Here is a 22279-nt window from a genome sequence, read left to right on the forward strand (position 1 = left end):
GCTAGGACGCCAGCGCCTCGCGTATCGCGGTCAGCGCGGCGCCCGCTTTGGCACCGTCAGGGCCGCCGCCCTGCGCCATGTCGGCGCGCCCGCCGCCGCCCTTGCCGCCCAGAACCCCGACCGCTTTACGCAGCAGCGTCACGGCGTCGATCTCATTTTTCAAATCGTCCGTCACCCCAACGGCAATGCTCGCACGGCCTTCGTTGACCGCAACAATCGCCGCCACGCCGGACCCAAGCTTTGCCTTCATGTCGTCGATGGTGCCGCGCAGGCTTTTCGGGTCCAGGCCCTCTACCGCCTGCCCCAGGAATTTCGTCCTGCCAAGCGTTTCAATATCCGGACCAGCCGCAGCGCCGCCAGTGCCTGCCCCGCCGCCAAGCGCCAGCGCCTTCTTCGCCTCGGCCAGTTCCTTCTCCAGCCTTTTGCGTTCATCGACCAGCGCGGCAATGCGGGCCGGAACATCGGCAGGCGCGGCTTTCAACGTCCCTGCGGCCTCGACCAGCCGGTCTTCCTGCCTCTGCAAATACAGCCGTGCCGCCTCACCCGTCAGCGCTTCGATGCGGCGCACGCCAGACGATACGGCGCTTTCGCCGATGATCTTGAACAGGCCAATATCACCCAGTGCATTCACATGGGTGCCGCCGCACAGTTCGACCGAATAGTCCATCGCATCGCTCTTCCCCATGGAAAGCACGCGGACTTCATCGCCATATTTCTCACCGAACAGCGCCATCGCGCCTGCTTCAATGGCATCGTCGGGCGTCATCAAACGCGTCAACACGGTGTCATTGCCGCGAATCTGTGCATTCACATCGGCTTCGATGGCCGCAATGTCTTCCGGCGTCAGCGCATGGGAGTGGCTGAAATCAAACCGCAGGCGCTCCTCGGCGACCAGCGAGCCCTTTTGCGTTACATGTTCGCCCAGCGCCCGTCGCAGCGCGGCATGCATCAGGTGCGTCGCGCTGTGATTGGCGCGAATACGTGTGCGGCGTTCAGCGTCGACGGAAAGATGCGCGGTATCGCCCTTCGTCAGCGTACCTTCGGTCACCTTCGCATGGTGGACATGCAGGCGGCCAAGCGGCTTTGACGTGGCCGACACGATTGCCGAGGCGGTATCCTGGACGGTGATCGTACCGCTATCGCCAGTCTGCCCGCCGCTTTCGCCGTAAAAGGGCGTCTGGTTTGTCAGGATCATGACGTCTTCACCAGCGGACGCCTGCTCGATTTCAGCGCCGTCCCTTACCAGCGCAATGATCACGCCGTCGCTTTCGTCAGCAGCATAGCCGGTGAATTCCGTCCCGCCGTCGCGTTCGGCGATGTCGAACCACAGCGTTTCGTCCGCTGCGCTGCCGCTGCCCGACCATGCGGCCCGTGCCGCCGCCTTCTGCTCGGCCATGGCGGCATCGAAACCGCTACGGTCAACGCTCACGCCCTTCGTCTTCAGCGCATCCTCAGTCAGGTCGTATGGAAAACCGAACGTGTCATAGAGCTTAAATGCGACGCCGCCGTCCAGAGTATCACCCTCGCCCAGATCGCCTGCCTGCTCGTCCAGCAGTTTCAGGCCGCGGTCGAGCGTCTGGCGAAAGCGAACCTCTTCCTGATGCAGCGTCTGCTCGATCAGCGCCTGTGCCCGCACCAGTTCAGGGTAGGCCGCACCCATCTGACCTGAAAGAACCGGTACAAGTCGATGTAGAATAGGGTCTTTCGCGCCCGCAATATGGGCGTGCCGAATGGCCCGGCGCAGAATGCGGCGCAGCACATAGCCGCGCCCCTCATTGGCGGGCAGAACGCCGTCCGCAATCAAAAATCCTCCCGCGCGCACATGGTCGGCAATCACGCGCAGCGACGTCTTGAACTCTCCTTCGCGCGGCGTATGCGCCAGTTCGGATGCGGCCTCGGTCAGCGCACGGAACAGATCGATTTCGAAATTGTCATGCGTGCCCTGCATGACGGCGACGGCGCGCTCCAGTCCCATGCCGGTATCGATGGAGGGGCGTGGCAGATCGCTGCGGCTGCCATCCTCGCCCTGGTCATATTGCATGAAGACCAGGTTCCAGATCTCGACGAACCGGTCGCCATCCTCGTCGGGCGAACCCGGGGGACCACCGGGAATATGGTCGCCATGATCGTAAAACAGCTCGCTGCACGGACCGCACGGACCGGTGTCGCCCATGGACCAGAAATTGTCAGCGCCCGCGATGCGGATGATGCGGTCCTCTGGCAGGCCGCTGATCTTGCGCCACAGGTCGAACGCCTCGTCATCCGTATGATAGACCGTCGCCGTCAGGCGCGCGGGGTCGATCCCCCATATCTTCGTGATCAGGGTCCAGGCATGCTCGATCGCCTGGTCCTTGAAATAGTCGCCAAAGGAAAAATTCCCCAGCATTTCAAAGAAGGTGTGATGCCGCGCGGTAAAACCGACATTCTCAAGGTCATTGTGCTTGCCGCCTGCCCGCACGCATTTCTGCGCCGACGTCGCCGTCGTGTAATCGCGGCTTTCGCGGCCTGTGAAGACGTTCTTGAACGGCACCATGCCGGCATTGACGAACATCAGCGTAGGATCGTTCTGCGGCACCAGCGGCGATGAGGGAACGGGCGCATGCCCCTCGCCCTTGAAGAAGTCTAGGAAGCTGGCGCGAATATCATTGGTCGAGGTCATGCGCGGGGACATAATGGGGAGTGGCGCGCGTGGGAAGCTACCGCGTCGATAAAGCCTTCAGCTACCCCGTGATCGCCTGATCCATCAGCCGGTCGATCTCGGCCTTGTCGTCCGGCAGTCCCGCCGCCAGCCACAGCGTCTGAAACCGCTGCAGGGCAGCGCTGACCGCAGGTCCGGGTGCCAGACCGCGTGCGATGATATGGCGCCCCGAAATCGGCAATGGCGGCCGCTCCCAGTCGGACAGAATGGCAAGCGGTGCGGCGACGTCTTCCTCCGTCAACAACAGCAGGTCCGTTGCGATCCTGCTGCCATGCACGAACGCCAGCGCGCGCGGATCTGTCGGGACCGCCGCCAGCCGCGCTGCGGCGGCAACCAGATGCAGGCGCTGGGTCTTTGACAGTCGCAACCGCTGCGCGACGTCCTCGGCAATCGCGACATCCGCCGGCAGCAGCGCCGCCAGCCGCCGCAACGGGTCTGGCGCGATGCCGAAGTGCTTTTCGCGCGCGATGACCCGGCGCATGGCGGCGACGCCCGCTTCCTCGATCTCCGGCAATACCGGCCGCCAGATGCCATGTTCGACCATCGCCGCGAAGGTGTCGGCAGGGTCGGACAGCGCTGCCGTCTTCAGCAGCTCCGCTGCGATCCGCTCCCGCGACAATGTCATCAGATCATTTGCACGGGCCGCGCAGGCCGCCAGCCCCTCGGCATCGGGCGCGCCGCGTGCAAAACGGGCGTGAAAGCGAAAGAAGCGGAGGATGCGCAGATGGTCCTCGGCAATGCGTGTCAGCGGATCGCCGATGAACCGCACCCGTCTCGCCTCAAGATCGTCAAGCCCGCCGAAAAAGTCGGTGATCTCACCTTCGGGCAGCGTGGCGTTCAGCGCATTGATCGTAAAATCGCGCCGCGCAGCGTCCTCTTTCCAGTCATCGGTATATGCGATGTCGGCATGGCGGCCATCGGTAGCCACGTCCCGCCGCAGCGTCGTGACTTCCGCCACCAGTCCATGGGACACTGCGGTGACGGTGCCATGCTTCAGACCGGTCGGTACGGCCTTCAGCCCATGCGCCTCCAGCCGCGCAATCACCTCCTCCGGCGTGAAACTTGTCGCAAGATCAATGTCGCTGACCGGAAGCCCAAGACGCGCATCGCGAACCGCCCCCCCGACCAGCCTTGTCCGGCCCGACGCCGTATCGAGCGCCGTCATCAGCGCCTTTCCGCCCGCGCTACCAAGCCAGTCCTGCTTCGGCAGCACTGTCATTTCAGCGCCGCCAATATGCGCGCAAAATTGACGATAATCCCGGCCGTTGCGCCCCAGACGTTCTGCGGGCCCCAGTCGACGCGGTAATATTGCCGCATCACACCGCCCCATTCCGCCTCGTCGGCGATATGAAACTGGCCGTCCAGCGCGCGGTTCAGGGGCAGCTCGAAAATGTCGCTGACCTCCGCTTCATTCGCAAGCAGACGCTGACCAGGGCTTATGATGCCGACAATGGGCGTGATGCGATAGCCGGTGCCCGTCGCATATTCATCCAGCTCTCCGATAACCTCGACCGCATCGCGGCTGAGCGCGACCTCTTCCTCCGCCTCGCGAAGCGCGGCTTCGACAGCCGTCTCCCCTGGATCCGTGCGTCCACCCGGAAAGGCGACCTGCCCCGCATGCCGCTTCATCCGCGCATTCCGCACGGTCATCAACAGGGTGGGCTCGTCATCATGCGCGATGATCGGGATCAGCACAGAGGCGGGCTTCAGCCCCTCCAGCTGCTGGCCGTAATCATCGGCGGTCAGGTTCGCGTCAAGGCTGCCGGGCCGGTAGCCCGCCAGGCGTTTTCGGATCTCGTCCGGAGGAATCATCCGCCGGCGTCAACCAGCGGGATGAAATCAGCGCCAAGTCGCAGGCCCACGCGGCCGTGCTCCTCCACCGCCATCTCCGCCAGCCTGTACCACGGCCCGCGCGCGATCCGCGCGTCCAAGCCGCTGCGCACACGGACATATGGTTTGCCATCGCGCAGATATAGTGGATGATCGTCACCGACCGCGACGAAATCGCCCGTATTCAGCCGGAACACCAGCTGGTCGCCATCAATCGCCGCCTCCACCGCCTGAAAGGGCGCGTCCTCGACGTCGATGGACAGCTTTTCGGCGGGCGTCACCAGCACATAGGCATCACCATCCCGGCGCAATATGGTGCTGAACAGTTTCACCAGCCGTTTGCGCCGAATCTCTCTCCCCTGATGATACCAGGTCCCGTCGGCGGCGATGCGCATCTCGCTGTCGGCCTCGTGCTCCGGGTTCCAGCTGTCGACAGGGGGCAATTTTTCTTCGCTCATCAGGCGTGCCACTTCGGCCAGCGACAATGGCGTACCGGTATCGGGGGCGGTAAGGGCTTGATCTTCAGTCATGCGTATCCTTCCTTAGAGGACCGTGGCATCCGGCGGCAATCCGATTGAAGGGAATCAGCGTACCCATGAACCAGCCCAACCCCGCGCCTGTTGCCGCAGAGGCTGTTGCACGCCTCGACGCACTTGCGATTCGCTTCGGTGAGGCGCGAGAGGAAATATCGAGAAGCATTATCGGCCAGCCCGAGATTATCGAACAGGTCATCGTCACGATACTCGCGGGCGGCCACGCGCTTCTGGTGGGCCTTCCCGGCCTTGCGAAGACCCGGCTTGTGAAGACGGTCGGCACTGTCCTTGGCCTCGGCACGTCGCGCGTGCAATTCACGCCCGACCTCGTCCCCAGCGACATATTGGGCGCGGAGGTGCTTGAGACCGGCAAGGACGGCAGCCGTGCCTTCCGATTCGTGAAAGGCCCCATTTTCGCGCAGCTGCTGATGGCCGACGAGATCAACCGCGCCAGTCCGCGCACGCAGTCTGCCCTGCTGGAGGCAATGCAGGAACGTCAGGTCACCGCTGCGGGCGAGGCGCGCATGCTTCCCGCGCCCTTCCACGTGCTCGCGACCCAGAATCCGATAGAACAGGACGGCACCTATCCACTGCCGGAAGCGCAGCTCGACCGCTTTCTGATGCAGGTGAATGTCGATTTTCCATCCGAGGCCGACGAACGCGACATGCTGCTGATGACGACCGGCGCAGAGGATGCGGCCCCGAAACCCGTCCTGCGCGCTGAAGAGCTCATGGAAGCGCAGACGCTTCTCACGCACATGCCGCTCTCCGAGGACGTGCTGGATGCGATCCTGACCACGGTGCGCGGCCTGCGTCCGGCGGCGGGGAATGATGTCCCGCTCAGCTGGGGGCCAGGCCCGCGCGCCGGACAGGCCCTGATCCTCGCCGCCCGGGCCCGCGCCTTTCTGCACGGGCGCAGCGCGCCTTTGCTGGAGGATGTACACGCGCTTCTTGCGCCCGTGCTGCGCCACCGCATGGCGCTCGATTATGCCGCCCGCGCCGATGGCAGGACGATCGAGGCCGTCATCGCGGACGCCGCCGCCAGACTATAAGGGGCCGCGCCGTGAGTGTTTCCGCATGACCGCCCTTCTGACCGAAGCGGAAAGACTGGCGGCGGCCCTTGGCCCGCTCAGCCTGTCGCATGTCCATCGCCGCATCATGGCCGAGGGCGGGCAGCACCCTCGCCGCCGCGCCGGGTCCGGTACGGAATTCTGGCAATATCGGCCGCTTGCCCCCGGTGAAGCGCGCGGCCGCGTCGACTGGCGCCGTTCCGCCCGCAGTGACGATCTGTTCGTGCGCGAACGGGAGCGTGAAGAGCCTGGGCGCCTGCTGCTGTTCGCCGATGGCTCAGGCTCCATGCGCTTCCGCTCATCGGAGGCCCTGGCAGAAAAGGGAGAGGCCGCGACACTGCTCCTCACCGCCCTTGCCATGGCCGCGCGTCAAGGGGATGAGCATGTTCGGGTCGCGGGCCGCCCGGACGCCCGCGCCCTGCCCGATCTCCATGCCGCCCTTCTGACCTCGGTGTTCTCGGTGCCCGAAACCGGGGCCTTGCGCGCGGGCGACACGATAATCTGGGCCAGCGATTTTCTGGATAGCGACGACCTGGCGACAGTAACGGCGCTCGCACGGCGCGGCGTTACCGGTGTCATGCTGCATATCGCCGACCCGGTGGAGGCGGATTTTCCCTTTTCCGGCCATGTCCGCTTCACGCGGGCCGAAATTGGCGATCCGGAAGCGGATATCGGCCGCGCCGAGGCGCTTTCCGATACCTATGCGAAGGCCTGGCAGGAGCATCAGGACCGCCTCGGGACAATGGCTGCCGATAATGGCTGGGCCCTCATCCGTCACCGGACCGATGCGGACCCCGCCGTGACGCTATCCGCGATTGCGCGCCATCTGATGAGCGAGGCGGGCTGATGGGCGGTTTCAGTTTCGCCGCGCCGCTGCTGCTTGCGGGGCTGATCGCCCTGCCGCTCATCTGGTTCCTGCTCAGGCAATCCCCGCCGCCCCCCCGGGCTGTGCGGCTGCCGACCCTGAAACTGATCGCTGCGGCGGAAATTCCGCCGCCGCAGGCCGCGCGCCCACCATGGTGGCTGCTGTTCCTGCGCCTCTTTCTCATTGCCCTCATCATTGGCGCCCTTGCCGGACCACGCTGGCAGCAGCCTCTGACAGGGCCGCAGCCGACACGCCTCACGATCATCATCGACAATGGCTGGGCCGCGACGCGCTGGCCCGAAATGATGGCTGCGGCAAAGGACCGGGTCGAGGCGCTGACGGCTGCGGGCACCCGTTTCGCCATCCTGACGACGGCAGCGCGGCGCGCCGACGATCCACAGGCCGCACGCTTCGTCGATGCGGATACGGCGCTCAGCATGTTGGGCGGGCTGAAACCGCAGCCATGGAATGTCGATCGTGCCAAAGCCGCGGAGGCGGTCGCGACAGGCAGCGACGTTCTCTGGCTCAGCGATGGCGTCGAAAGCGCCGGGGCGGCGACGCTCAGAGCCAAGATAGGCAATGCCGAGATCATGACCTTCCCGGCGCGGGAGCCGGTGTTTCGCGCCGGTGGCCGCACGATTGCGGGCTATGCCGCCACGCTCGCCCGGCCTGCGGATGGCCCCGAGGAAAGGCGCGTTGAGATCCTGGCGAGCGGCGGCGAGGTTCTTGCCAGTGACACGGCGCTGTTCGGCGGGCGAGCCACCGTTGTCCGCATCGCTGTGCCCGCGGCACGGCGCGGCGCGATCGATCGCGTACGCGCAGGGTCCGGACCGGCATCGCTGATGCTGGTCGATGGCAGCGGCGGGCGCCCCCGCATTGCCCTGGTCGATAGCGGCGGCGATGCCCCTCCGCTCGAGTCCGGTGAATTTTACATAAGGCGCGCGCTGGAACCGCATGCCGAGCTTTCCATGCTCAGCCTCGTGGACGCGGCGGCAAGCGACGCGAATCTCTTCCTCCTGCCTGATGTGGCGGCAACGGCGGAGGCGGCGGCCGCACTGCTCGAACGGGTTCGGGACGGCGCTGTCGCGATCAGTTTCGCAGGCCCCCGGCTTGCGGAAAATGGCTCCGCCCTGTCACCCGTCGACCTGCGCAGGGGCGCGCGTGCGTTTGGCGGGGTGATGTCATGGCAGGAACCGCAGGTCGTTGGCAGCTTCACTGCGGGCACACCGCTAGCGGGACTGCCGCGTCCCGATGATGCGACCGTCTCGAAACAGCTGCTGGCGCGCAGCAATGACCCCGATGTGCAGCTATGGGCCACACTGACCGACGGCACGCCGCTGGTCAGTGCCCGCCGTCAGGGGGCGGGTCTCCTCATCCTGATCCATACCAGCGCGGACCCCAGCTGGTCCGACCTGCCGCTGTCGGGCCTGTTCGAAGGGATGCTGGTACGCCTGCTGCCCCTGGCGGACAATGCCGATGCGCTCGATATATCTGCCGGCGCACCGTGGCGACTGGACCGCGCGCTCACGTTCGAAGGCCGCCTCGCGCCGCCGGACAACCCCGCCGAGATCGCCGCCGACGCGTGGAGCGATGCGATTGCCGGTCCGGAAACACCGCCTGGCATCTACGCCAGCGGCGACGCCCGCCGCGCGCTGAACCTGACGACGCTGACCGGCCCTGCTTTCGCCTTCGCGCCGCTGGCGACGGACGGCCTCAGGCCTGCGGAAACCAGCGCGCCGCCAATAGATCTTGGTCGGTGGCTGTTGCTGGCGGCGGCGCTGCTGTTCGCCGTGGACGTGATCGTCACGCTTATTCTGCGCGGCGCGATCAGCTTGCCGGCCGCGCGTCTCACATCGCCCGCAGCCGCGGTCACCATGGCGCTGATATTCGCCTTCCCCCTTGCCGCTCAGGAGGCGGATGGCCGCCTGCAACTCGGCTATATCGGCGGCACCGCACAGGATGCGGAAATCGCGCGGGGACTACAGGCTCTCAGCAGGGAACTTGGCCGCCGCACCGCCGTCGACCCCGGCATACCCGCGCGGGTCTCACCGGGTGATAAGGGTCTTGGCCGCTATCCCATCATCTACTGGCCAGCCGTCGCGCGCCAGAGCATGAACCGGGCGGAAGCCGCCAACATACGCGCCTACCTGTCACGCGGCGGCATGATCCTGTTCGATTTCGGACAGCCGCTTGGCAATGGCAGCGGCGCGCGGCGCCTGCTGGCACCGCTCGGCCTTCCGTCTTTGCAGGAGGTGACCCGCGACCATGTGCTGTTCCGCAGCTATTATCTGATCGATCAGGCGGGCGGCGGCGCGTTGTGGGTAGAGGCGGATACCGAGGGTGACAGTGGCCGCGTCGCCGGCGTCCTCATCGGCGGCGGCAATTGGCCGGCGTTATGGGCGGGGAGCAGCGCCGTGTCCGCCGTGCGCAGGGAGGCCGCGCTGCGGTTCGGTATCAACGCCGTCATGTATGCGCTGACCGGCACATATAAGGCGGATCAGGTACATGCCGAGACCCTGCTCGACAGGATCGGGGAATGACGTTCCTACCGTTATTGCCGGTCTGGGCCCTGGGCCTGATCGCCGCAATCGCCCTGCCCGCCCTCACCCTGATGGCCGCGCGCAGCCCGCGCACGCTATGGCCGCGCCTCGTGATCGCGGTGCTGTTCGCGATCATCCTGCTCAATCCCGTCAGCCAAAGGGATGTGCGCGAGGCGAGCGACGATATCGCGCTCATTCTGCATGACCGCAGCGATTCCATGACAATCGGCGCGCGCAATGCGCAGGCGGAGACCGCCATAGCGCGATTACAGGAAGCCTCTGATGGCGTGGAATGGAGGGTGGTCGCCGTCCCGCAGGATCCGCAAGAGGCCACCCGGCTGGGAACGGCGCTTGAGGAAGCGCTGTCTGGCATTCCCGCGGGCCGCCTGGGTGCTGCCGTCATCGTCAGTGACGGTGTCAGCGGCGACGAACCACCACCCGGCATTCTGCCCGCAGGCGTACCGCTGCACATGCTCATCGCCGGTGATCCTGACCTGACCGACCGCCGCCTGATCGTCGAGCGCGTCCCGCCCTACACCGTCGCTGGCGAGCGCGCGGAGCTCACCATCCGCGTCGACGACCCCGATTCGGCGAATGTCGATATCGATGTCCGCACCACGGACGGCATGACCCGCCGCCTCAACATCGCCGCGAACGAGCCCGTGCCGCTCCCAATCACCGTCGAGCGGCGGGGGCCTCTGGATATCGCGCTCAGTGTCGCGCCGGCGCCCGGTGAGGCGTCGCTCGTAAACAACCGCGCTCTTGCGCGCCTCAACGGCGTGACGGACCGCCTGTCGGTGCTGCTGGTATCGGGAACGCCCTATCCCGGCGGGCGCGTGTGGCGTGACCTGTTCAAGGCGGACCCGAACGTCGACCTGGTGCACTTCACGATCCTGCGCCTGCCCTCCAGTTTCGACATGACGCCGCCAGAGGATCTTGCGCTGATCCCGTTTCCGGTGGATGAGCTGTTTCAGGAACGGCTGGACGATTTCGACCTGATCATCTTCGACCGCTTCACGCTGACCAGCCTGATGTCGCCCGCCTATTTCGACAATCTGGCCGACCGCGTGCGCGGCGGCAGTGGACTGCTTGTGGTCGCGGGGGCCGAGTTTTCCGGCCGCGACAGCGTCGCCTTCACCAGCCTGCGCCAGATCCTGCCCGCCGCGCCCGGCGGCACGGACCTGACGCAGCGCTACCGCCCTGCCCTGACGGACCTGGGGCGGCGGCATCCGGTCACGCGCACGCTGGGCGAAGGCAGGCCAGGCGCCGAATGGGGTAATTGGGGCATGATTGCCGGCCTGTCGCAGCTGAGCGGAGATACGCTGATGCAGGAGCCGGAAGGCCGCCCGCTCCTGCTGCTCGACCGCGTCGATGAAGGCCGCGTTGGCCTTATCGCATCCACCGACACATGGTGGTGGGCGCGCGCGGTGGACGGCGAAGGCCCGCGCGATGAACTGCTGCGCCGCACGGCCCACTGGTTGATGCAGGAACCCGATCTGAACGAGGAACAGCTGCGCGTTTCGGGCGGAGCAAGAAGCCTGACCATCGACAGCGAAAGCGTCCGCAATATCGGCGACGCGGCCATAACCGGCCCCGATGGCGAGCTATCGACGACACCGCTGGCACCCTCTGCCCTTGGCGCGGGCGCCAGCGTCGAGGCCGCCGAGGCGGGTCTCTATCAGGTCGAGGCGGGCGGCATGCGCCGTTTCGCCCTTGTCGGAAATACCGCTGAATTGGCGGAAATACGCCCGCGTGCCGCACCCTTCGCGGCCGCGGCGCAAGCCAGCGGCGGCGGTGTCTGGTGGCTGCGGGAGGGGATACCGGATATACGCCGGGTGGACGGCAAGGCGCTTTCAGGCTCCGACTGGGCCGGTGTCGCCCGGCGCGGCGGCGGCGCGCTGATCGCCGTGGAGACGGACCCGGTCATCCCCCGCTGGACAGCCCTGATGGCACTCATAGCGGCCTTCGCGTTTGCCTGGTGGCGGGAACACCACTAAAAGTGGACCGGCGGGAACGCCGCTGAAATGGTTCGGCGGAGAACGCCGCAAACGTCGTCCGGCAGGACCGCTGCCGAAGCCCCTCCAAAGCCGCTAGGTTGCACTGGCAGTGGCGGCGCGGCACCCTGCGGCGATGAGACTATATAATATGAAAGCGGCTACAAATCCGCGCCGCGTCCGCATCTTCCTCGCTGAAAAAGGCGTCGAAATCCCGATGGTCGATATCGACATCATGAGCGGTGAAAACCGCAGCGACGCCTATCTCGCCATCAACCCGCGCGGCACTCTGCCCGCGCTGGAACTGGACGATGGCACGGTCATCGACGAATCGGTCGCCATCTGCCGCTATATCGAGGCGCTGCATCCCGAACCGCCGCTCTTCGGCACCGGCGCGCTGGGACAAGCGCAGGTCGAACAATGGCAGCGCCGGGTGGAGCTGGACGGCTTTTTCAACGTCGCCGGTATCTTTCGCAATATCGCCCCGCAATTCGCGACCCGCGCCGCGCCGGGCGCCGCGCCGGACACGAAACAGATTCCCGAATTGGCGGAACGCAGCCGCGCGCTCCTTCCGCGCTTTTTCAGCATTGTCGATGCCCAGCTGGCAGAACATGAATTCATAGCGGGCGAGACGTACAGCATCGCCGACATCACGCTCTTCTGTACCATCGGTTTCGCCCGTTGGGTGAAGATCGGCATTCCTGACGATTGCCGAAATTTGAACCGCTGGAACGAGGCGATGCTCACCCGGCCAAGCGCAAAAGCCTGATGATGAGAATGGACAAACTCGAAGGAAAAGTCGCGTTCGTCACCGGCGCCGCATCCGGGATCGGTCTCGGCATTGCCACCGCGCTTGCGCAGGCGGGGGTGAAGGTCATGCTATGCGACATCGAAAAGGACGCGCTCGCCAGGGCCGTCGAAGCTCTGGCCGCAACCAACGCCGATGTGGACGGCGTTCTTGCCGACGTATCCCTAAAGGCGGAATTGCAGGCGGCGGCCGACAAGACCATCGCGCGTTTTCACAAGGTCAATATTCTCGTCAACAATGCAGGTGTCGGCGGCGGCGCGGGCTACGGCGAATGGACCGACGCCAGCTGGGACTGGACCATCGGCGTCAATCTGATGTCCGTGATCTGGGGTTTCGAGATCTTCGGGCCATTGATTGAGAAGGCCGGCGAAGGCGGACAAATCGTCTCCACCGCTTCGATGGCCGGGCACCTTCCCATCACCGGCCCCGCTTATGCCGTCACCAAGTTCGGGGTCGTTGCCCTGTCGGAAAATCTGCGCCCGGTGCTGGCGGAAAAGGGCATAGGTGTCTCTGTCCTTTGCCCCGGCTTCATCCGCACGAACATCATGGAATCGACCCGCAACGTCCCCTCCCGCCTCGCTGGAAATGTCGAAGAACAGGACATGGCGAAAGGTCCGGTAAAGGCATTCGCCGAAATGGCCCGCAAAGCCATCGAGAACGGCATCGATCCGCTCTACGTGGGAGAACTGGTTCGAGAAGGCATTGAAGGCGACTGGATGTACATCTTCACCGACAATGAGTTCGAACCCGGCGTCGACGCGCGGTACAAGGGCGTCAAGGAAGGCTTCGACATGATCAGGGGGCGTGAACCGGCGCGCTGATTGGTTGCAACCAGCTAGTTTGGGATGATCGCATCATTGGTCCGCGCCGGTCACGCGGCGGCACCAGCCGCGTAATTTCGGGATCGATACGCTCTGCGCGAACGTCATCGGCAGACATGATAGGGCAACGCTGCCGCCCGTCCCGGCGCGATGCCGCCGCGAGAAGGCCGTCTCCACCATCAGCGCGCCAGATGCTCACCTGAACGGCAGGCAGCGCGCTCTCGCACGCCGCCAACCCATAGGCTAGTTAAGGCGTGCGCCCAGATCGGCGATCGCGCGGTCGGTCAGATCGCCCTGTTCCTTGTCGCCCGTCTGCTGCCGGATGATCGTCGCGGCAGCGGTCGTCGCGAGCGTTGCGACACGCGCTTTCAGATCCGCTTCGGCGGCGCGTTCCGCTGCGGCGATCTTGCCTTCTGCGGCCTCCTGACGGCGCACCATCATGGCCGCGGCGTTCGCCTCCGCATCGGCAACAATGCCGGCGGCTTCGGTGCGGGCATTGTTGAGGATCGCTTCCGCGTCCTTCGCCGACTGCTCGGCGCGGGTCTTTTGTTCGGCCAGCAGAACCTCGGCCTCGGCGCGAAGCGCTTTTGCTTCATCAAGTTCGGTTCGGATACGCGCACCGCGCCCGTCAAGTGCCTTGGCAATGGCGGCGGGCACCTTCAAATATAACAGGATACCAACGAACAGGAAAAAACTGACAGCGGCCCAGGCGGTACTGTCGAGGCCCAGGAAATATTCGTGATTATTGCCGGATTCGGCTTCAATCACTTCAGAAGACTGGGCGATTTCCGTACCATCGCCGACCGCGTCCAGCACGATCTCGTCGGGTCCGGTTGCGTCACTGGCAGTGCTTTGGGGCACGTCAACGGAGCGAACGGCGTCCTGCATGTCCTTAACTCCCTGCCTGCGCAACGGCGGCGGCGGCGGCGGCCATTGCCGGGCGCGTGCCCGTCAGACGCTCGACCACGTCCTGTGTTGCGTCCACGGCGATCGCGTCCAGCTTCACCAGAGCGGCATCGCGCTGCTTGGAAAGCTCGGCTTCCGCCGCCGCGATCTTCGCTGCGGCAGCCTCATCGGCCGCCTTCATCTTCGCCTCGTTCGCCTTTGCCGCGTCGGCCTTGGCACTTTCGATCAGACCCTGCGCATCGGTGCGGGTTTTGGCGATACCGGCCTCATAGGCCTCTCGCCGCGTTTCCGCATCCAGCCGCGCCTTGTCCGCCGCATCCAGATCGCCGCCAATGGTGGACGCGCGGCGTTCCGCCACGCCCGCCACCTTGGGCAGCATGGCGCGCATCAGCAGGAACAGAAGTCCAAAGCTGAAGAACAACCATATGATCTGCGGCAGTGCCACACGGGCAAAGTCGAACTGAGGCATATCTTACTCCGTAGTCCCGAGCGGGCTCAGACCACGAAGAGCAGGATCAGCGCGATGAGGAAGGCGAAGATGCCAAGAGCCTCGGTCACGGCGAAGCCGAACAGCAGGTTGGGACGCTGCGAATCGGCGGCTGCCGGATTGCGCAGTGCGCCAAGAAGGAAGAGACCGAAGATAAGGCCCACACCGATGGCGGCCATGCCGAGACCCATCGCCGCGAAACCGGCACCAAGAAGCTTTGCTGCTACTGCGTCCATGATAATATAACCTTTCGAAGGACTTAATGTTCGAGATTGATACTGTCGTTAAGATAGACAGTGGTAAGAAGTGCGAAAACATACGCCTGCACGATCGCCACGATCAGCTCCAGCGCATAAAGCGCCGTGTTCATCGCGAGCGGCAGGACGCCGACCACCGACCAGATACCGCCGGCGACACCAAGCGAGACCACAAAGCCCGCGAAAATCTTCAGCAGGATGTGCCCCGCCGTCATATTCGCGAACAAACGCACGGAAAGCGTGATCGGACGCGACAGGAAACTGATGATCTCAATGGGAATGATCAGCGGCATCAGATACCAGGGCGTGCCCGGCGGCAGGAAGAAACCGAACCATGCGAAGCCGTGGCGGAAGATGCCGATCAGGATGCACATCACAAAGATGAACGCGGCGAACGCGAACGTGACGGCGATATGGCTTGTCACGGTGAAGGAATATGGCAGCAGACCGGCGACGTTCGCCACCAGGATGAAGATGAAGAGCGAAAAGATGAACGGCACGAAGCTGCGCCCCTTCGGCCCGATATTCTCGTCGACCATGCCGACGACGAATTCGTGCAGCCCCTCGACCATCGACTGCCAGCGGCCGGGAACGAGTTCCGCCTTGCGCATGCCAAAAAACATGAAGGCCCAGACGAACAGCAGAATGCCGATCATCCACGCCGACGAATTCGTCAGGCTAAGGTCGTACCCCGCGACATTGATGTCGTAGAGCGGCTTGATATCAAACTGTTCGAGCGGTCCGGCCACGTCAGAATAAACTTTCTTCGTCGTCGTCTTCGACACGCGGCAGGGCCGCAACTTCAGCTTGGGACACTTTGGCCCTCTCCTGGTTCACGGCGCGCATCAGGTTCACGAACCCGGCGACCATGCCCAGCAGAAATCCCCCGATCATCCCGAAGGGCGAGGAGCCCAGCCAGGAATCGAGGAAATACCCCAGTGCCGCCCCGACAAGAATGCCCGCCACCAGTTCCAGCGCCAGCCGTGTCCCCTGTGCGAAGGCGTTGCCCACGACTGCTCGTGGATCGGCCTCAGGATTGGCGCGAGCCTTTGCAGCAGCGAGCCGGGCCTCAAGAGACTCGGTATTGCGGGGATCGGTCAATTCAGACAACTCCCGCGCCTCGCATTTCCGCGTAGGGCGCCATGGATACGGCAAAGCACCGGCGCGGGTGGAAACCCCCTGCCGAAGCGAGGCCTGCACTAGAAAGTCACGGCCACGAAGTCAACGCCGCTATTGCAGTGCAGCACGAACCGCCTTCGCCGCCCGGAGCGGCGTGTCCGATCGGCTGCGGCATCGCGAACCTCTTAAACCTGTCCGCTGTCGACACGGCCCGGGCGTGACAAACACGCACTCCACCCGCACCAGCCCCGCCGCGTATTTGGGCAACGCCGTGGCGGCGGTTGGCATCGCCAATGCCGCTACCGCGACGGAAGTCCATGGCGGCATGGGGTTCACTGACCTGATCGGCCTGCACGACTGGTTCGAGCGCATCGGCGTGAACCGCCAGCTGCTCGGCGGTCCCGAGCGCATCCGTGAAGAGGCCGCGCGCTTGCAGGGCTGGGGCTAAAAGGGCAGTATCGCACCCCATGATCTGGGTTGCGGATAGATGGCGCAGGCCGCTCGGCATGCCGAGGCTCGCCGCCTTTTGCGGTGCCGTCGTCATCGGCGCGGCGATATATTGCCTGATCTATAACATGCTGGCGGGTTATCAGGAGACGCTGTGGAACGCGCTTCGCTGGCCGATCGTCAATCTCGTTCCTTTCATCATTGCCCTGGAACATGCGCGCAGATGTACCAGATGGACCCAGCGCAGCATATTCATCGGCATTGCCATCACTGCCTCGCTGCTTCTCGATTTCGCAATTGGCGACGGTGAGAGCGTCGCCTTCGAACTCACAAGGCGCCTGCCGACACTTGGCCTGTCATACGCCCTGCTGCTGATCGGCGATGCGAGATTCGCGGCCGCGCCCGCGCCCGCCCGGCTCTCCGACGCCATGACATTACCTGTGCCCGCCGAAATGGTCGATCAGGTGCGCGCCGCCCAGAATTATGTCGAGCTGCATATCGGCGACCGCGTCATCACCCACCGTGCGACCATGGCGCAAATGGAGCGGGCGCTTCCCCAAGACAGTTTCGTCCGCATTCACCGTTCGCGAATCATCCGGCGCGACCGGATTGCGAAAATCGGGTGCGGCACTGTCATTCTCAATTGCGGCACTGAACTTGGCGTCGGTGCCCGCTACCGGGCGCACCTGAACTAGCGCTTTTTCTCGTCCCTTCGTCACAGATCGCTCGGCAAGCGCAGTCGGGATCAGACATTCGTCCAGATACCGTATCTGGACGAAGGAAAATTAGACATGCGCCCCACACTCGCCGCCCTCATGCTCGTCATCGGCGCAGCCAGTATGGCGAACGCCGCCACTTCGGAATATGTGGGCGAACTGCCCCGTCAGTCTGATCGCCCATTTGAATCCAGCGAGAACCTGGATACCGTATCCGCCCATATTCAAACACCCGACGGTCGCCGCCTGCGTACCATCATGACGCGGCCGGAAGGCGCGCAAACCGCTTTGCCCGCCATCTTCTTTACGCAGTCCGTCGCCTGCGGCAGCGTCGAGTGGCCAGCGAACCGGATCACTCCGCTTCGCGAAATGGCCTACCGCACCGGCTTTGTCACCATCCGGGTCGAACGCTCCGGCTCCGGTGACAGCGAGGGACCCGGCTGCGACCGGCTGGACTACGATACCGAGGTCGCCGATTACCGCCACGCCTTGGCGATCCTCAGGAACCATGAATGGGTGCGGCCGGATTCGATCTTCGTCTATGGCAGTAGCCTTGGTTCCACGACCGCGCCGCTGGTCGCCGAGGGAAATGACGTCGCCGGTGTTGTCATTCAGGGCGGCGGCGGCGTGACCTATCTGGAACGCATGATCGGCTTCGACCGGCTCGACCTCGACCGCTTCAGCGACATTCCCGTCGCCGAGCGCCATGATGAAATGCTCCGCCGCATCCGTTTCCAGACGCACTATCTGCTGGAGGCGAAAACGCCCGGCGAAGTCGTCGCAGAACATCCCGATCTGGATGGGGTGTGGGAACGCCTGCGCGGCACCGACGCCGCTCCGCACTATGGCCGCCCGCATGCCTGGCACTGGCAGGCTGCGCGCCGGAACTTCATGGCGGCATGGATGAACGTAAATGCGCCCGTGCTGGTGCTGTACGGGGAATATGAACCATTTGAGATGGAGCATGGCCATCGCACCATCGTCCAGACCCTTAACCGCGCCCGCCCCGGCTCCGCGACCTATATCAGGATCCCGCGCGGGGGTCACGACACGGCGGTCTATGCCGACCCATTCGCGGCCAGCCGATTCGAAGGCTGGAATGACACGACGAAGCAGTTTGCTCAGGATGTGGCGAGCTGGATGCTGCGCGTCATCAGGCCCTTGCCTCAGCATTAGGCGGGAAGGCCCGTCTCTTGTATCTTATCGCTACGGGGTAGGAGGAATATCATCAACACGCCAAGGCTTCCGAAAAGCAAATTCGGCCTTTCAGCCGCCATCGCGGCGGCTCTTGCCGTAAGCGCGATCGGTGCCCCGGCCGGGTCGGCGCCCGCCGCGCCAAAAGAGAATGCCGCCCCGAATGTCGCATGGCTCGCTGATTTCGCGGCAATGCGGATCCTGACGGAGCAGGCGGACAGGTTGAATGACGAGGGGGACTTTGCCGGCGCGGCACAACTGCTGCGCAAGGCCCGGGTGCGGGCTGCACATGTTCCCGCCGAAACCTATGCGCTTCTCGGCATGCAGGAGATTTACGCCTATATCCGGGCGGATCAGCCGGACGCCGCCATCCCCTCGCTCGGCGCGCTCGCCGATGCGGGATTTCGTCTGCCCGGCAACCTTGAGGCGATGGCGGGTTTCGATCGGCTGCTGGGCGATCAGCGCGCCGATGCGGCAATGGCGACGATACGCGGCCATGCGGACCGCTACCGGGCCGCGCATTCGGACCCCGGCAGCGCCCCGCTCGTCTTCGAGGACGTTCCGCGTTTCTGGGCCGCTTATGATCTCGCAAGCGAAACGCGCGGCGACCGCGCCAAGGCGGCGATTTTTCGGCGGCATTATCTTGCGCCGGGTACGCCCGGCCTTGTCGGCTATCACTGGCTGAAGACGGGCACCGCCGAAGCGCTGGTCAGGCGAATCACGTCATCGCCGGAATATTATGACGGCATTCGCGAACGAACGCTCGCCGCGGCGACGTTCGAGCCCACGATACGCGCAGGCCTGCATCGGTTTAAGGCACTGTATCCAGGGGCATATTTCCCGCCGGTGACCTTCGTGATCGGCCGTCTGAACTCCGGCGGAACGGCGGGTCCGGAGGGGCTGATGATCGGCCTGGATGTCTGGGGCTGGAGTGAAGGTGTATCGACAGAAGGCCTGTCGGATGGCCTCGTGAAACTCGTGCGCAGCACTGACATGAGCCAATTACCCATGATCGTCGTACATGAGCAGATTCATTCGCTACAGGAATATGGCACCGATCAAACCCTGCTCATGGGAGTGCTGCAGGAGGGGACGGCGGACTTCCTCGCACATCTAGCTTTGCCCGATCAGGAGCGACCGCCCTATTATCACTGGGGCATCGCGAACGAAGAGCGCATCTGGCACCGCCTGCAAGCCGAGATGGACAGCGAGGACTGGAGTGACTGGATCGGCAATAATGGCTCGGAAATCGCCAAGGGCTGGCACGCCGACGCAGGCTATTTCATCGGCAGCAGGATTGCCCAGGCCTATTACGAACGGGCCGGAAATAAGCAGCAGGCGATTGTCGATTTACTGTCGGTGACCGACCCGCACGCGGTACTTGAGCGGAGCGGCTATGCCGGGAAAGGGAGCAGGTACGGCGAATAGGCTCAGCTCTCCCGCTGCCAGATGCCCATGATGTTCCCATCCGGGTCCGCGAAGTGGAAGCGCCGCCCGCCCGGAAACGCGAAAATCGGATCGACGATACGTCCGCCCGCCGCCTCAACCTGCGCCAGCATGCCCTCCAGATCGTCCGTCTCAACATTCGGCAGCGGCGCCTTCAGCGCCGTATCGGCGTCCAGCCCCAGATCGCTGTGATTGCCATCCGTGCCCGCATAAACCGGCGCGAATCGGACCATCGACCAGCCCATGGCCTTTTCGTAAAATTGCGCGGACGCCTCCGAATCGGCGACGGGGAGTTCGACATAGTTCAGTTTCGCGCTCGGCATGTTGCCATCTCCTCTTTCGACCGGCCTACCACGCCGTCCACGCGCCATCCACGCTGATCGCCGCACCGGTAATCGACCGTGCGCTGTCAGAGGCGAGATAGACGGCCATGTCGCCAATCTCCTCCGGCTCCACAAAACGCTTATTGGGTTGTACCGACAGGATGACGTTCCGGATCACATCCTCCTCCGACATGTTATGCGCCTTTGCCTGGCCGGCGACCTGACCCTGCACCAGCGGCGTGTTCACATAGCCCGGGCAGATGCAGTTCGCCGTCACGCCGCTTTCGGCATATTCCAGCGCGACCGACTTGGTGAAGCCGATCACGCCATGTTTCGCGGCGTTATAGGCGGACTTGTACGCGCTCGCGACCTTGCCCTGCGCACTGGCGATATTGATGATCCGGCCCCAGTCCTGCCGCTTCATATGCGGCAAAGCGGCGGCGCTGGTATAAAAGGCGCTCGACAGGCAGATCGCGATCAGCGCCTCCCATTTCTCCGGCGGAAATTCGGCGACGGGCGCAACATGCTGGATGCCCGCATTGTTCACCAGAATATCGACAGGCGCGATCGCCCTTTCCGCGTCATGGACAAGTTTCGTTGCCTCCGCCCCCTTTGTAAGGTCAGCGGCGACGAAGGCCGCCTTCACGCCGTATCGCTGTTCCAGTTCCGCGCGCTGCGCCTCGATCGCATCGGCGTCGCCAAAGCCGTTCAGGATGATATTCGCTCCCGACGCCGCCAGTTTTTCGGCGATCGCGGCACCGATTCCGCTTGTTGATCCAGTAATTAGCGCGGTGCGCCCCTTAAATGTTTGTCCAGACATCGGCCGTATTTCCTTGAAATCGTCATGTTGCAGTGCAACATGAGGTTTAGAATTCAGGAGGCGTTATGCTTTATCAGGCTTATGAGATGCAACGGGCGATGCTGGCAGGTGCCGGTGCCGCTGCGCAGGCAGGCGCAAATATGCTGACCAATGTCGGCAATCCGATGTCCTACACACCCGCGGGGCCAGTGGTTGCCTCGGCTCTCGATGTGTTCGCGCATGCCGTCGAACCACGCGGAAAGCCTGCCTTCAATCTCGATGAGGTTCAGCTTGATGGCAGGACATATGAGGTCACTGAAAAGATCGCGGAGCGCCTTCCTTTCGGTCAGCTCAAGCATTTCGTCAAAAAAGGCGGCAATGTCGACGCCAAGGGCAAGGCGCAGCCGCGCCTGCTGATCGTCGCGCCGATGTCCGGCCATTATGCGACACTGCTGCGCGGCACGGTCGAGCGCATGATTCCCCATCACGACGTCTATATCACCGACTGGCGCGATGCGAAGCTGGTGCCGATGGCGGAGGGCAGCTTCGACCTCGACGACTATATTGATTATATTGTGGAATTTCTTGAACATATTGGTGCAGGAACGCACATTCTGGCGGTCTGCCAGCCCTCGGTGCCGGTTTATGCCGCCGTCGCGCTCATGTCGGCGGAAAACTCCAGCTTCCTCCCCGTTTCCCTTACGATGATGGGCGGCCCGATTGACACGCGTGAGGCGCCGACCGCTGTGAACGGCATGGCGACGAACAAGCCGCACGCATGGTTCGAACAGAATGCCATCGCCACCGTACCGCCCTTTTATCCGGGCGCGATGCGGCGGGTCTATCCGGGCTTCATGCAGCTTGCCGGGTTCATGTCCATGAACCTCGCCGGGCACATGACCAGCCATTGGGAAATGTTCAAACACCTCGTCGCCGGTGACGAGGAGACGGCGGACAAGACAAAGGAATTTTACGACGAATATCGCGCCGTATGCGACATGAGCGCAGAATTCTATCTGCAGACTGTCGACACCGTCTTTCAGCGCCATTTGCTGCCGACCGGACAGATGACCCACCGCGGCAATCCGGTGGACCCGGCGAAGATCACCAAGGTCGCCCTGCTCGCCATTGAAGGCGAGCGGGACGATATTTCCGGTATCGGCCAGACCAAGGCAGCGCTCAACCTTGCGACAAAGCTGCCGAAATCAAAAAAGGAATATATGCTCGCAAAGGGTGTCGGCCATTACGGCATCTTTAACGGCAGCAAATGGCGCAAGAAAATCGCTCCGGTCGTGGAAGCGTTCATCGCGAAACACGATTAGCCGAGGCACATGCGCAGTTGCGACGGCCCGTGTGCGGGAAGACGTTATGGACGTGATATCCTCATCTCGAACCTCATTCACTGCATTTTCTTGCGGCGTCAGGC

Annotated in this window: 22 protein-coding genes; 11 read left to right on the forward strand and 11 right to left on the reverse strand. The window is 63.9% G+C overall.

Features of this window, described 5'->3' with window-relative positions; translation table 11 throughout:
• Nucleotide 1: 1 nt before the first annotated feature.
• The 4 genes from alaS to KCG44_RS09830 all read right to left on the reverse strand — a co-directional run bounded on the left by alaS (nt 2) and on the right by KCG44_RS09830 (nt 5058).
• The gene (gene alaS, locus KCG44_RS09815; protein WP_218445909.1) at nt 2-2659 is read right to left on the reverse strand and encodes an alanine--tRNA ligase; all 2658 of its coding nucleotides are present in this window, start codon (nt 2657-2659) and stop codon (nt 2-4) included.
• 61 nt (nt 2660-2720) lie between these two features.
• Nucleotides 2721-3917 (reverse strand): CCA tRNA nucleotidyltransferase, encoded by a 1197-nt coding sequence (locus tag KCG44_RS09820; RefSeq protein WP_218445910.1) that lies wholly within the window; start codon nt 3915-3917, stop codon nt 2721-2723.
• Nucleotides 3914-4510, reverse strand: coding sequence for a CoA pyrophosphatase (locus tag KCG44_RS09825; RefSeq protein ID WP_218445911.1), 597 nt, complete (start codon nt 4508-4510; stop codon nt 3914-3916). The genes KCG44_RS09820 and KCG44_RS09825 overlap by 4 nt, the downstream gene beginning before the upstream one ends.
• A complete protein-coding gene (locus KCG44_RS09830) occupies nt 4507-5058 on the reverse strand; it encodes a DUF1285 domain-containing protein (RefSeq protein ID WP_218445912.1) in 552 nt (183 codons plus the stop codon). Before KCG44_RS09830 ends, KCG44_RS09825 begins: the two co-directional genes overlap by 4 nt.
• A 65-nt stretch (nt 5059-5123) precedes the next feature.
• On the opposite strand from KCG44_RS09830, the gene KCG44_RS09835 reads away from it, so the two are divergent.
• The 6 genes from KCG44_RS09835 to KCG44_RS09860 all read left to right on the forward strand — a co-directional run bounded on the left by KCG44_RS09835 (nt 5124) and on the right by KCG44_RS09860 (nt 13159).
• A complete protein-coding gene (locus KCG44_RS09835) occupies nt 5124-6113 on the forward strand; it encodes an AAA family ATPase (RefSeq protein ID WP_218445913.1) in 990 nt (329 codons plus the stop codon).
• 25 nt (nt 6114-6138) lie between these two features.
• Nucleotides 6139-6978, forward strand: coding sequence for a DUF58 domain-containing protein (locus KCG44_RS09840; RefSeq protein WP_218445914.1), 840 nt, complete (start codon nt 6139-6141; stop codon nt 6976-6978).
• Nucleotides 6978-9536 carry a DUF4159 domain-containing protein gene (locus KCG44_RS09845; RefSeq protein ID WP_218445915.1) on the forward strand — a complete coding sequence of 853 codons (2559 nt, stop codon included), beginning with the start codon at nt 6978-6980 and terminating at the stop codon, nt 9534-9536. The genes KCG44_RS09840 and KCG44_RS09845 overlap by 1 nt, the downstream gene beginning before the upstream one ends.
• Nucleotides 9533-11533 (forward strand): hypothetical protein, encoded by a 2001-nt coding sequence (locus KCG44_RS09850; RefSeq protein WP_218445916.1) that lies wholly within the window; start codon nt 9533-9535, stop codon nt 11531-11533. Before KCG44_RS09845 ends, KCG44_RS09850 begins: the two co-directional genes overlap by 4 nt.
• Before the next feature lie 133 nt (nt 11534-11666).
• Entirely contained in the window at nt 11667-12299 is a 633-nt protein-coding gene (locus KCG44_RS09855) for a glutathione S-transferase family protein (RefSeq protein WP_218445917.1), read from the forward strand.
• A gap of 8 nt (nt 12300-12307) precedes the next feature.
• Nucleotides 12308-13159, forward strand: a complete 852-nt coding sequence (locus tag KCG44_RS09860; RefSeq protein ID WP_218445918.1) for an SDR family NAD(P)-dependent oxidoreductase — start codon at nt 12308-12310, stop codon at nt 13157-13159.
• Nucleotides 13160-13402: 243 nt separating this feature from the next.
• Here KCG44_RS09860 and KCG44_RS09865 read toward each other — a convergent pair whose 3' ends face one another.
• From KCG44_RS09865 to KCG44_RS09885, 5 genes are read right to left on the reverse strand one after another with little or no spacing between them, the layout of a single operon-like run.
• Nucleotides 13403-14047, reverse strand: coding sequence for a F0F1 ATP synthase subunit B family protein (locus tag KCG44_RS09865; RefSeq protein WP_218445919.1), 645 nt, complete (start codon nt 14045-14047; stop codon nt 13403-13405).
• 4 nt (nt 14048-14051) lie between these two features.
• Nucleotides 14052-14534 carry a F0F1 ATP synthase subunit B gene (locus tag KCG44_RS09870; RefSeq protein WP_218445920.1) on the reverse strand — a complete coding sequence of 161 codons (483 nt, stop codon included), beginning with the start codon at nt 14532-14534 and terminating at the stop codon, nt 14052-14054.
• Nucleotides 14535-14560: 26 nt separating this feature from the next.
• Nucleotides 14561-14788 carry a F0F1 ATP synthase subunit C gene (locus tag KCG44_RS09875; RefSeq protein WP_218445921.1) on the reverse strand — a complete coding sequence of 76 codons (228 nt, stop codon included), beginning with the start codon at nt 14786-14788 and terminating at the stop codon, nt 14561-14563.
• Between the two features lie 23 nt (nt 14789-14811).
• Nucleotides 14812-15594 (reverse strand): F0F1 ATP synthase subunit A, encoded by a 783-nt coding sequence (locus KCG44_RS09880; protein WP_369411961.1) that lies wholly within the window; start codon nt 15592-15594, stop codon nt 14812-14814.
• Nucleotides 15560-15919 (reverse strand): AtpZ/AtpI family protein, encoded by a 360-nt coding sequence (locus KCG44_RS09885; protein ID WP_218445922.1) that lies wholly within the window; start codon nt 15917-15919, stop codon nt 15560-15562. The genes KCG44_RS09880 and KCG44_RS09885 overlap by 35 nt, the downstream gene beginning before the upstream one ends.
• A 226-nt stretch (nt 15920-16145) precedes the next feature.
• Here KCG44_RS09885 and KCG44_RS09890 point away from each other — a divergent pair, with 226 nt between their 5' ends.
• The 4 genes from KCG44_RS09890 to KCG44_RS09905 all read left to right on the forward strand — a co-directional run bounded on the left by KCG44_RS09890 (nt 16146) and on the right by KCG44_RS09905 (nt 19713).
• On the forward strand, nt 16146-16376 hold the full coding sequence (locus KCG44_RS09890; protein WP_255536469.1) for a hypothetical protein: 231 nt from the start codon (nt 16146-16148) through the stop codon (nt 16374-16376).
• Between the two features lie 58 nt (nt 16377-16434).
• Nucleotides 16435-17070, forward strand: coding sequence for a LytTR family transcriptional regulator DNA-binding domain-containing protein (locus tag KCG44_RS09895; protein ID WP_218445923.1), 636 nt, complete (start codon nt 16435-16437; stop codon nt 17068-17070).
• A 96-nt stretch (nt 17071-17166) separates the two neighbouring features.
• Entirely contained in the window at nt 17167-18267 is a 1101-nt protein-coding gene (locus KCG44_RS09900) for a CocE/NonD family hydrolase (protein WP_218445924.1), read from the forward strand.
• A 210-nt stretch (nt 18268-18477) separates the two neighbouring features.
• On the forward strand, nt 18478-19713 hold the full coding sequence (locus KCG44_RS09905) for a gliding motility protein GldB-related protein (RefSeq protein ID WP_218445925.1): 1236 nt from the start codon (nt 18478-18480) through the stop codon (nt 19711-19713).
• A 2-nt stretch (nt 19714-19715) separates the two neighbouring features.
• On the opposite strand, the gene KCG44_RS09910 is transcribed toward KCG44_RS09905, so the two are convergent.
• Both KCG44_RS09910 and KCG44_RS09915 read right to left on the reverse strand, forming a co-directional pair.
• Nucleotides 19716-20054, reverse strand: coding sequence for a VOC family protein (locus KCG44_RS09910; RefSeq protein WP_218445926.1), 339 nt, complete (start codon nt 20052-20054; stop codon nt 19716-19718).
• Between the two features lie 25 nt (nt 20055-20079).
• A complete protein-coding gene (locus KCG44_RS09915; RefSeq protein WP_218445927.1) occupies nt 20080-20874 on the reverse strand; it encodes a 3-hydroxybutyrate dehydrogenase in 795 nt (264 codons plus the stop codon).
• Between the two features lie 65 nt (nt 20875-20939).
• Between KCG44_RS09915 and KCG44_RS09920 the strand changes: the two genes are divergently transcribed.
• Nucleotides 20940-22175 carry a polyhydroxyalkanoate depolymerase gene (locus KCG44_RS09920; RefSeq protein WP_218445928.1) on the forward strand — a complete coding sequence of 412 codons (1236 nt, stop codon included), beginning with the start codon at nt 20940-20942 and terminating at the stop codon, nt 22173-22175.
• Nucleotides 22176-22279: the final 104 nt, after the last annotated feature.

It is taken from the genome of Pacificimonas pallii, assembly GCF_019204005.1.
GTDB classification, from domain to species: Bacteria; Pseudomonadota; Alphaproteobacteria; order Sphingomonadales; family Sphingomonadaceae; genus Pacificimonas; species Pacificimonas pallii.

Excerpts from the sequence above, each read along its gene's own strand:
- alaS (WP_218445909.1), bottom strand. The coding sequence starts at position 2,659 with ATGACCTCGACCAATGATATTCGCGCCAGCTTCCTAGACTTCTTCAAG.
- KCG44_RS09820 (WP_218445910.1), bottom strand. The coding sequence starts at position 3,917 with ATGACAGTGCTGCCGAAGCAGGACTGGCTTGGTAGCGCGGGCGGAAAG.
- KCG44_RS09825 (WP_218445911.1), bottom strand. The coding sequence starts at position 4,510 with ATGATTCCTCCGGACGAGATCCGAAAACGCCTGGCGGGCTACCGGCCC.
- KCG44_RS09830 (WP_218445912.1), bottom strand. The coding sequence starts at position 5,058 with ATGACTGAAGATCAAGCCCTTACCGCCCCCGATACCGGTACGCCATTG.
- KCG44_RS09835 (WP_218445913.1), top strand. The coding sequence starts at position 5,124 with ATGAACCAGCCCAACCCCGCGCCTGTTGCCGCAGAGGCTGTTGCACGC.
- KCG44_RS09840 (WP_218445914.1), top strand. The coding sequence starts at position 6,139 with ATGACCGCCCTTCTGACCGAAGCGGAAAGACTGGCGGCGGCCCTTGGC.
- KCG44_RS09845 (WP_218445915.1), top strand. The coding sequence starts at position 6,978 with ATGGGCGGTTTCAGTTTCGCCGCGCCGCTGCTGCTTGCGGGGCTGATC.
- KCG44_RS09850 (WP_218445916.1), top strand. The coding sequence starts at position 9,533 with ATGACGTTCCTACCGTTATTGCCGGTCTGGGCCCTGGGCCTGATCGCC.
- KCG44_RS09855 (WP_218445917.1), top strand. The coding sequence starts at position 11,667 with ATGAGACTATATAATATGAAAGCGGCTACAAATCCGCGCCGCGTCCGC.
- KCG44_RS09860 (WP_218445918.1), top strand. The coding sequence starts at position 12,308 with ATGGACAAACTCGAAGGAAAAGTCGCGTTCGTCACCGGCGCCGCATCC.
- KCG44_RS09865 (WP_218445919.1), bottom strand. The coding sequence starts at position 14,047 with ATGCAGGACGCCGTTCGCTCCGTTGACGTGCCCCAAAGCACTGCCAGT.
- KCG44_RS09870 (WP_218445920.1), bottom strand. The coding sequence starts at position 14,534 with ATGCCTCAGTTCGACTTTGCCCGTGTGGCACTGCCGCAGATCATATGG.
- KCG44_RS09875 (WP_218445921.1), bottom strand. The coding sequence starts at position 14,788 with ATGGACGCAGTAGCAGCAAAGCTTCTTGGTGCCGGTTTCGCGGCGATG.
- KCG44_RS09895 (WP_218445923.1), top strand. The coding sequence starts at position 16,435 with ATGCCGAGGCTCGCCGCCTTTTGCGGTGCCGTCGTCATCGGCGCGGCG.
- KCG44_RS09900 (WP_218445924.1), top strand. The coding sequence starts at position 17,167 with ATGCGCCCCACACTCGCCGCCCTCATGCTCGTCATCGGCGCAGCCAGT.
- KCG44_RS09905 (WP_218445925.1), top strand. The coding sequence starts at position 18,478 with ATGCGGATCCTGACGGAGCAGGCGGACAGGTTGAATGACGAGGGGGAC.
- KCG44_RS09910 (WP_218445926.1), bottom strand. The coding sequence starts at position 20,054 with ATGCCGAGCGCGAAACTGAACTATGTCGAACTCCCCGTCGCCGATTCG.
- KCG44_RS09915 (WP_218445927.1), bottom strand. The coding sequence starts at position 20,874 with ATGTCTGGACAAACATTTAAGGGGCGCACCGCGCTAATTACTGGATCA.
- KCG44_RS09920 (WP_218445928.1), top strand. The coding sequence starts at position 20,940 with ATGCTTTATCAGGCTTATGAGATGCAACGGGCGATGCTGGCAGGTGCC.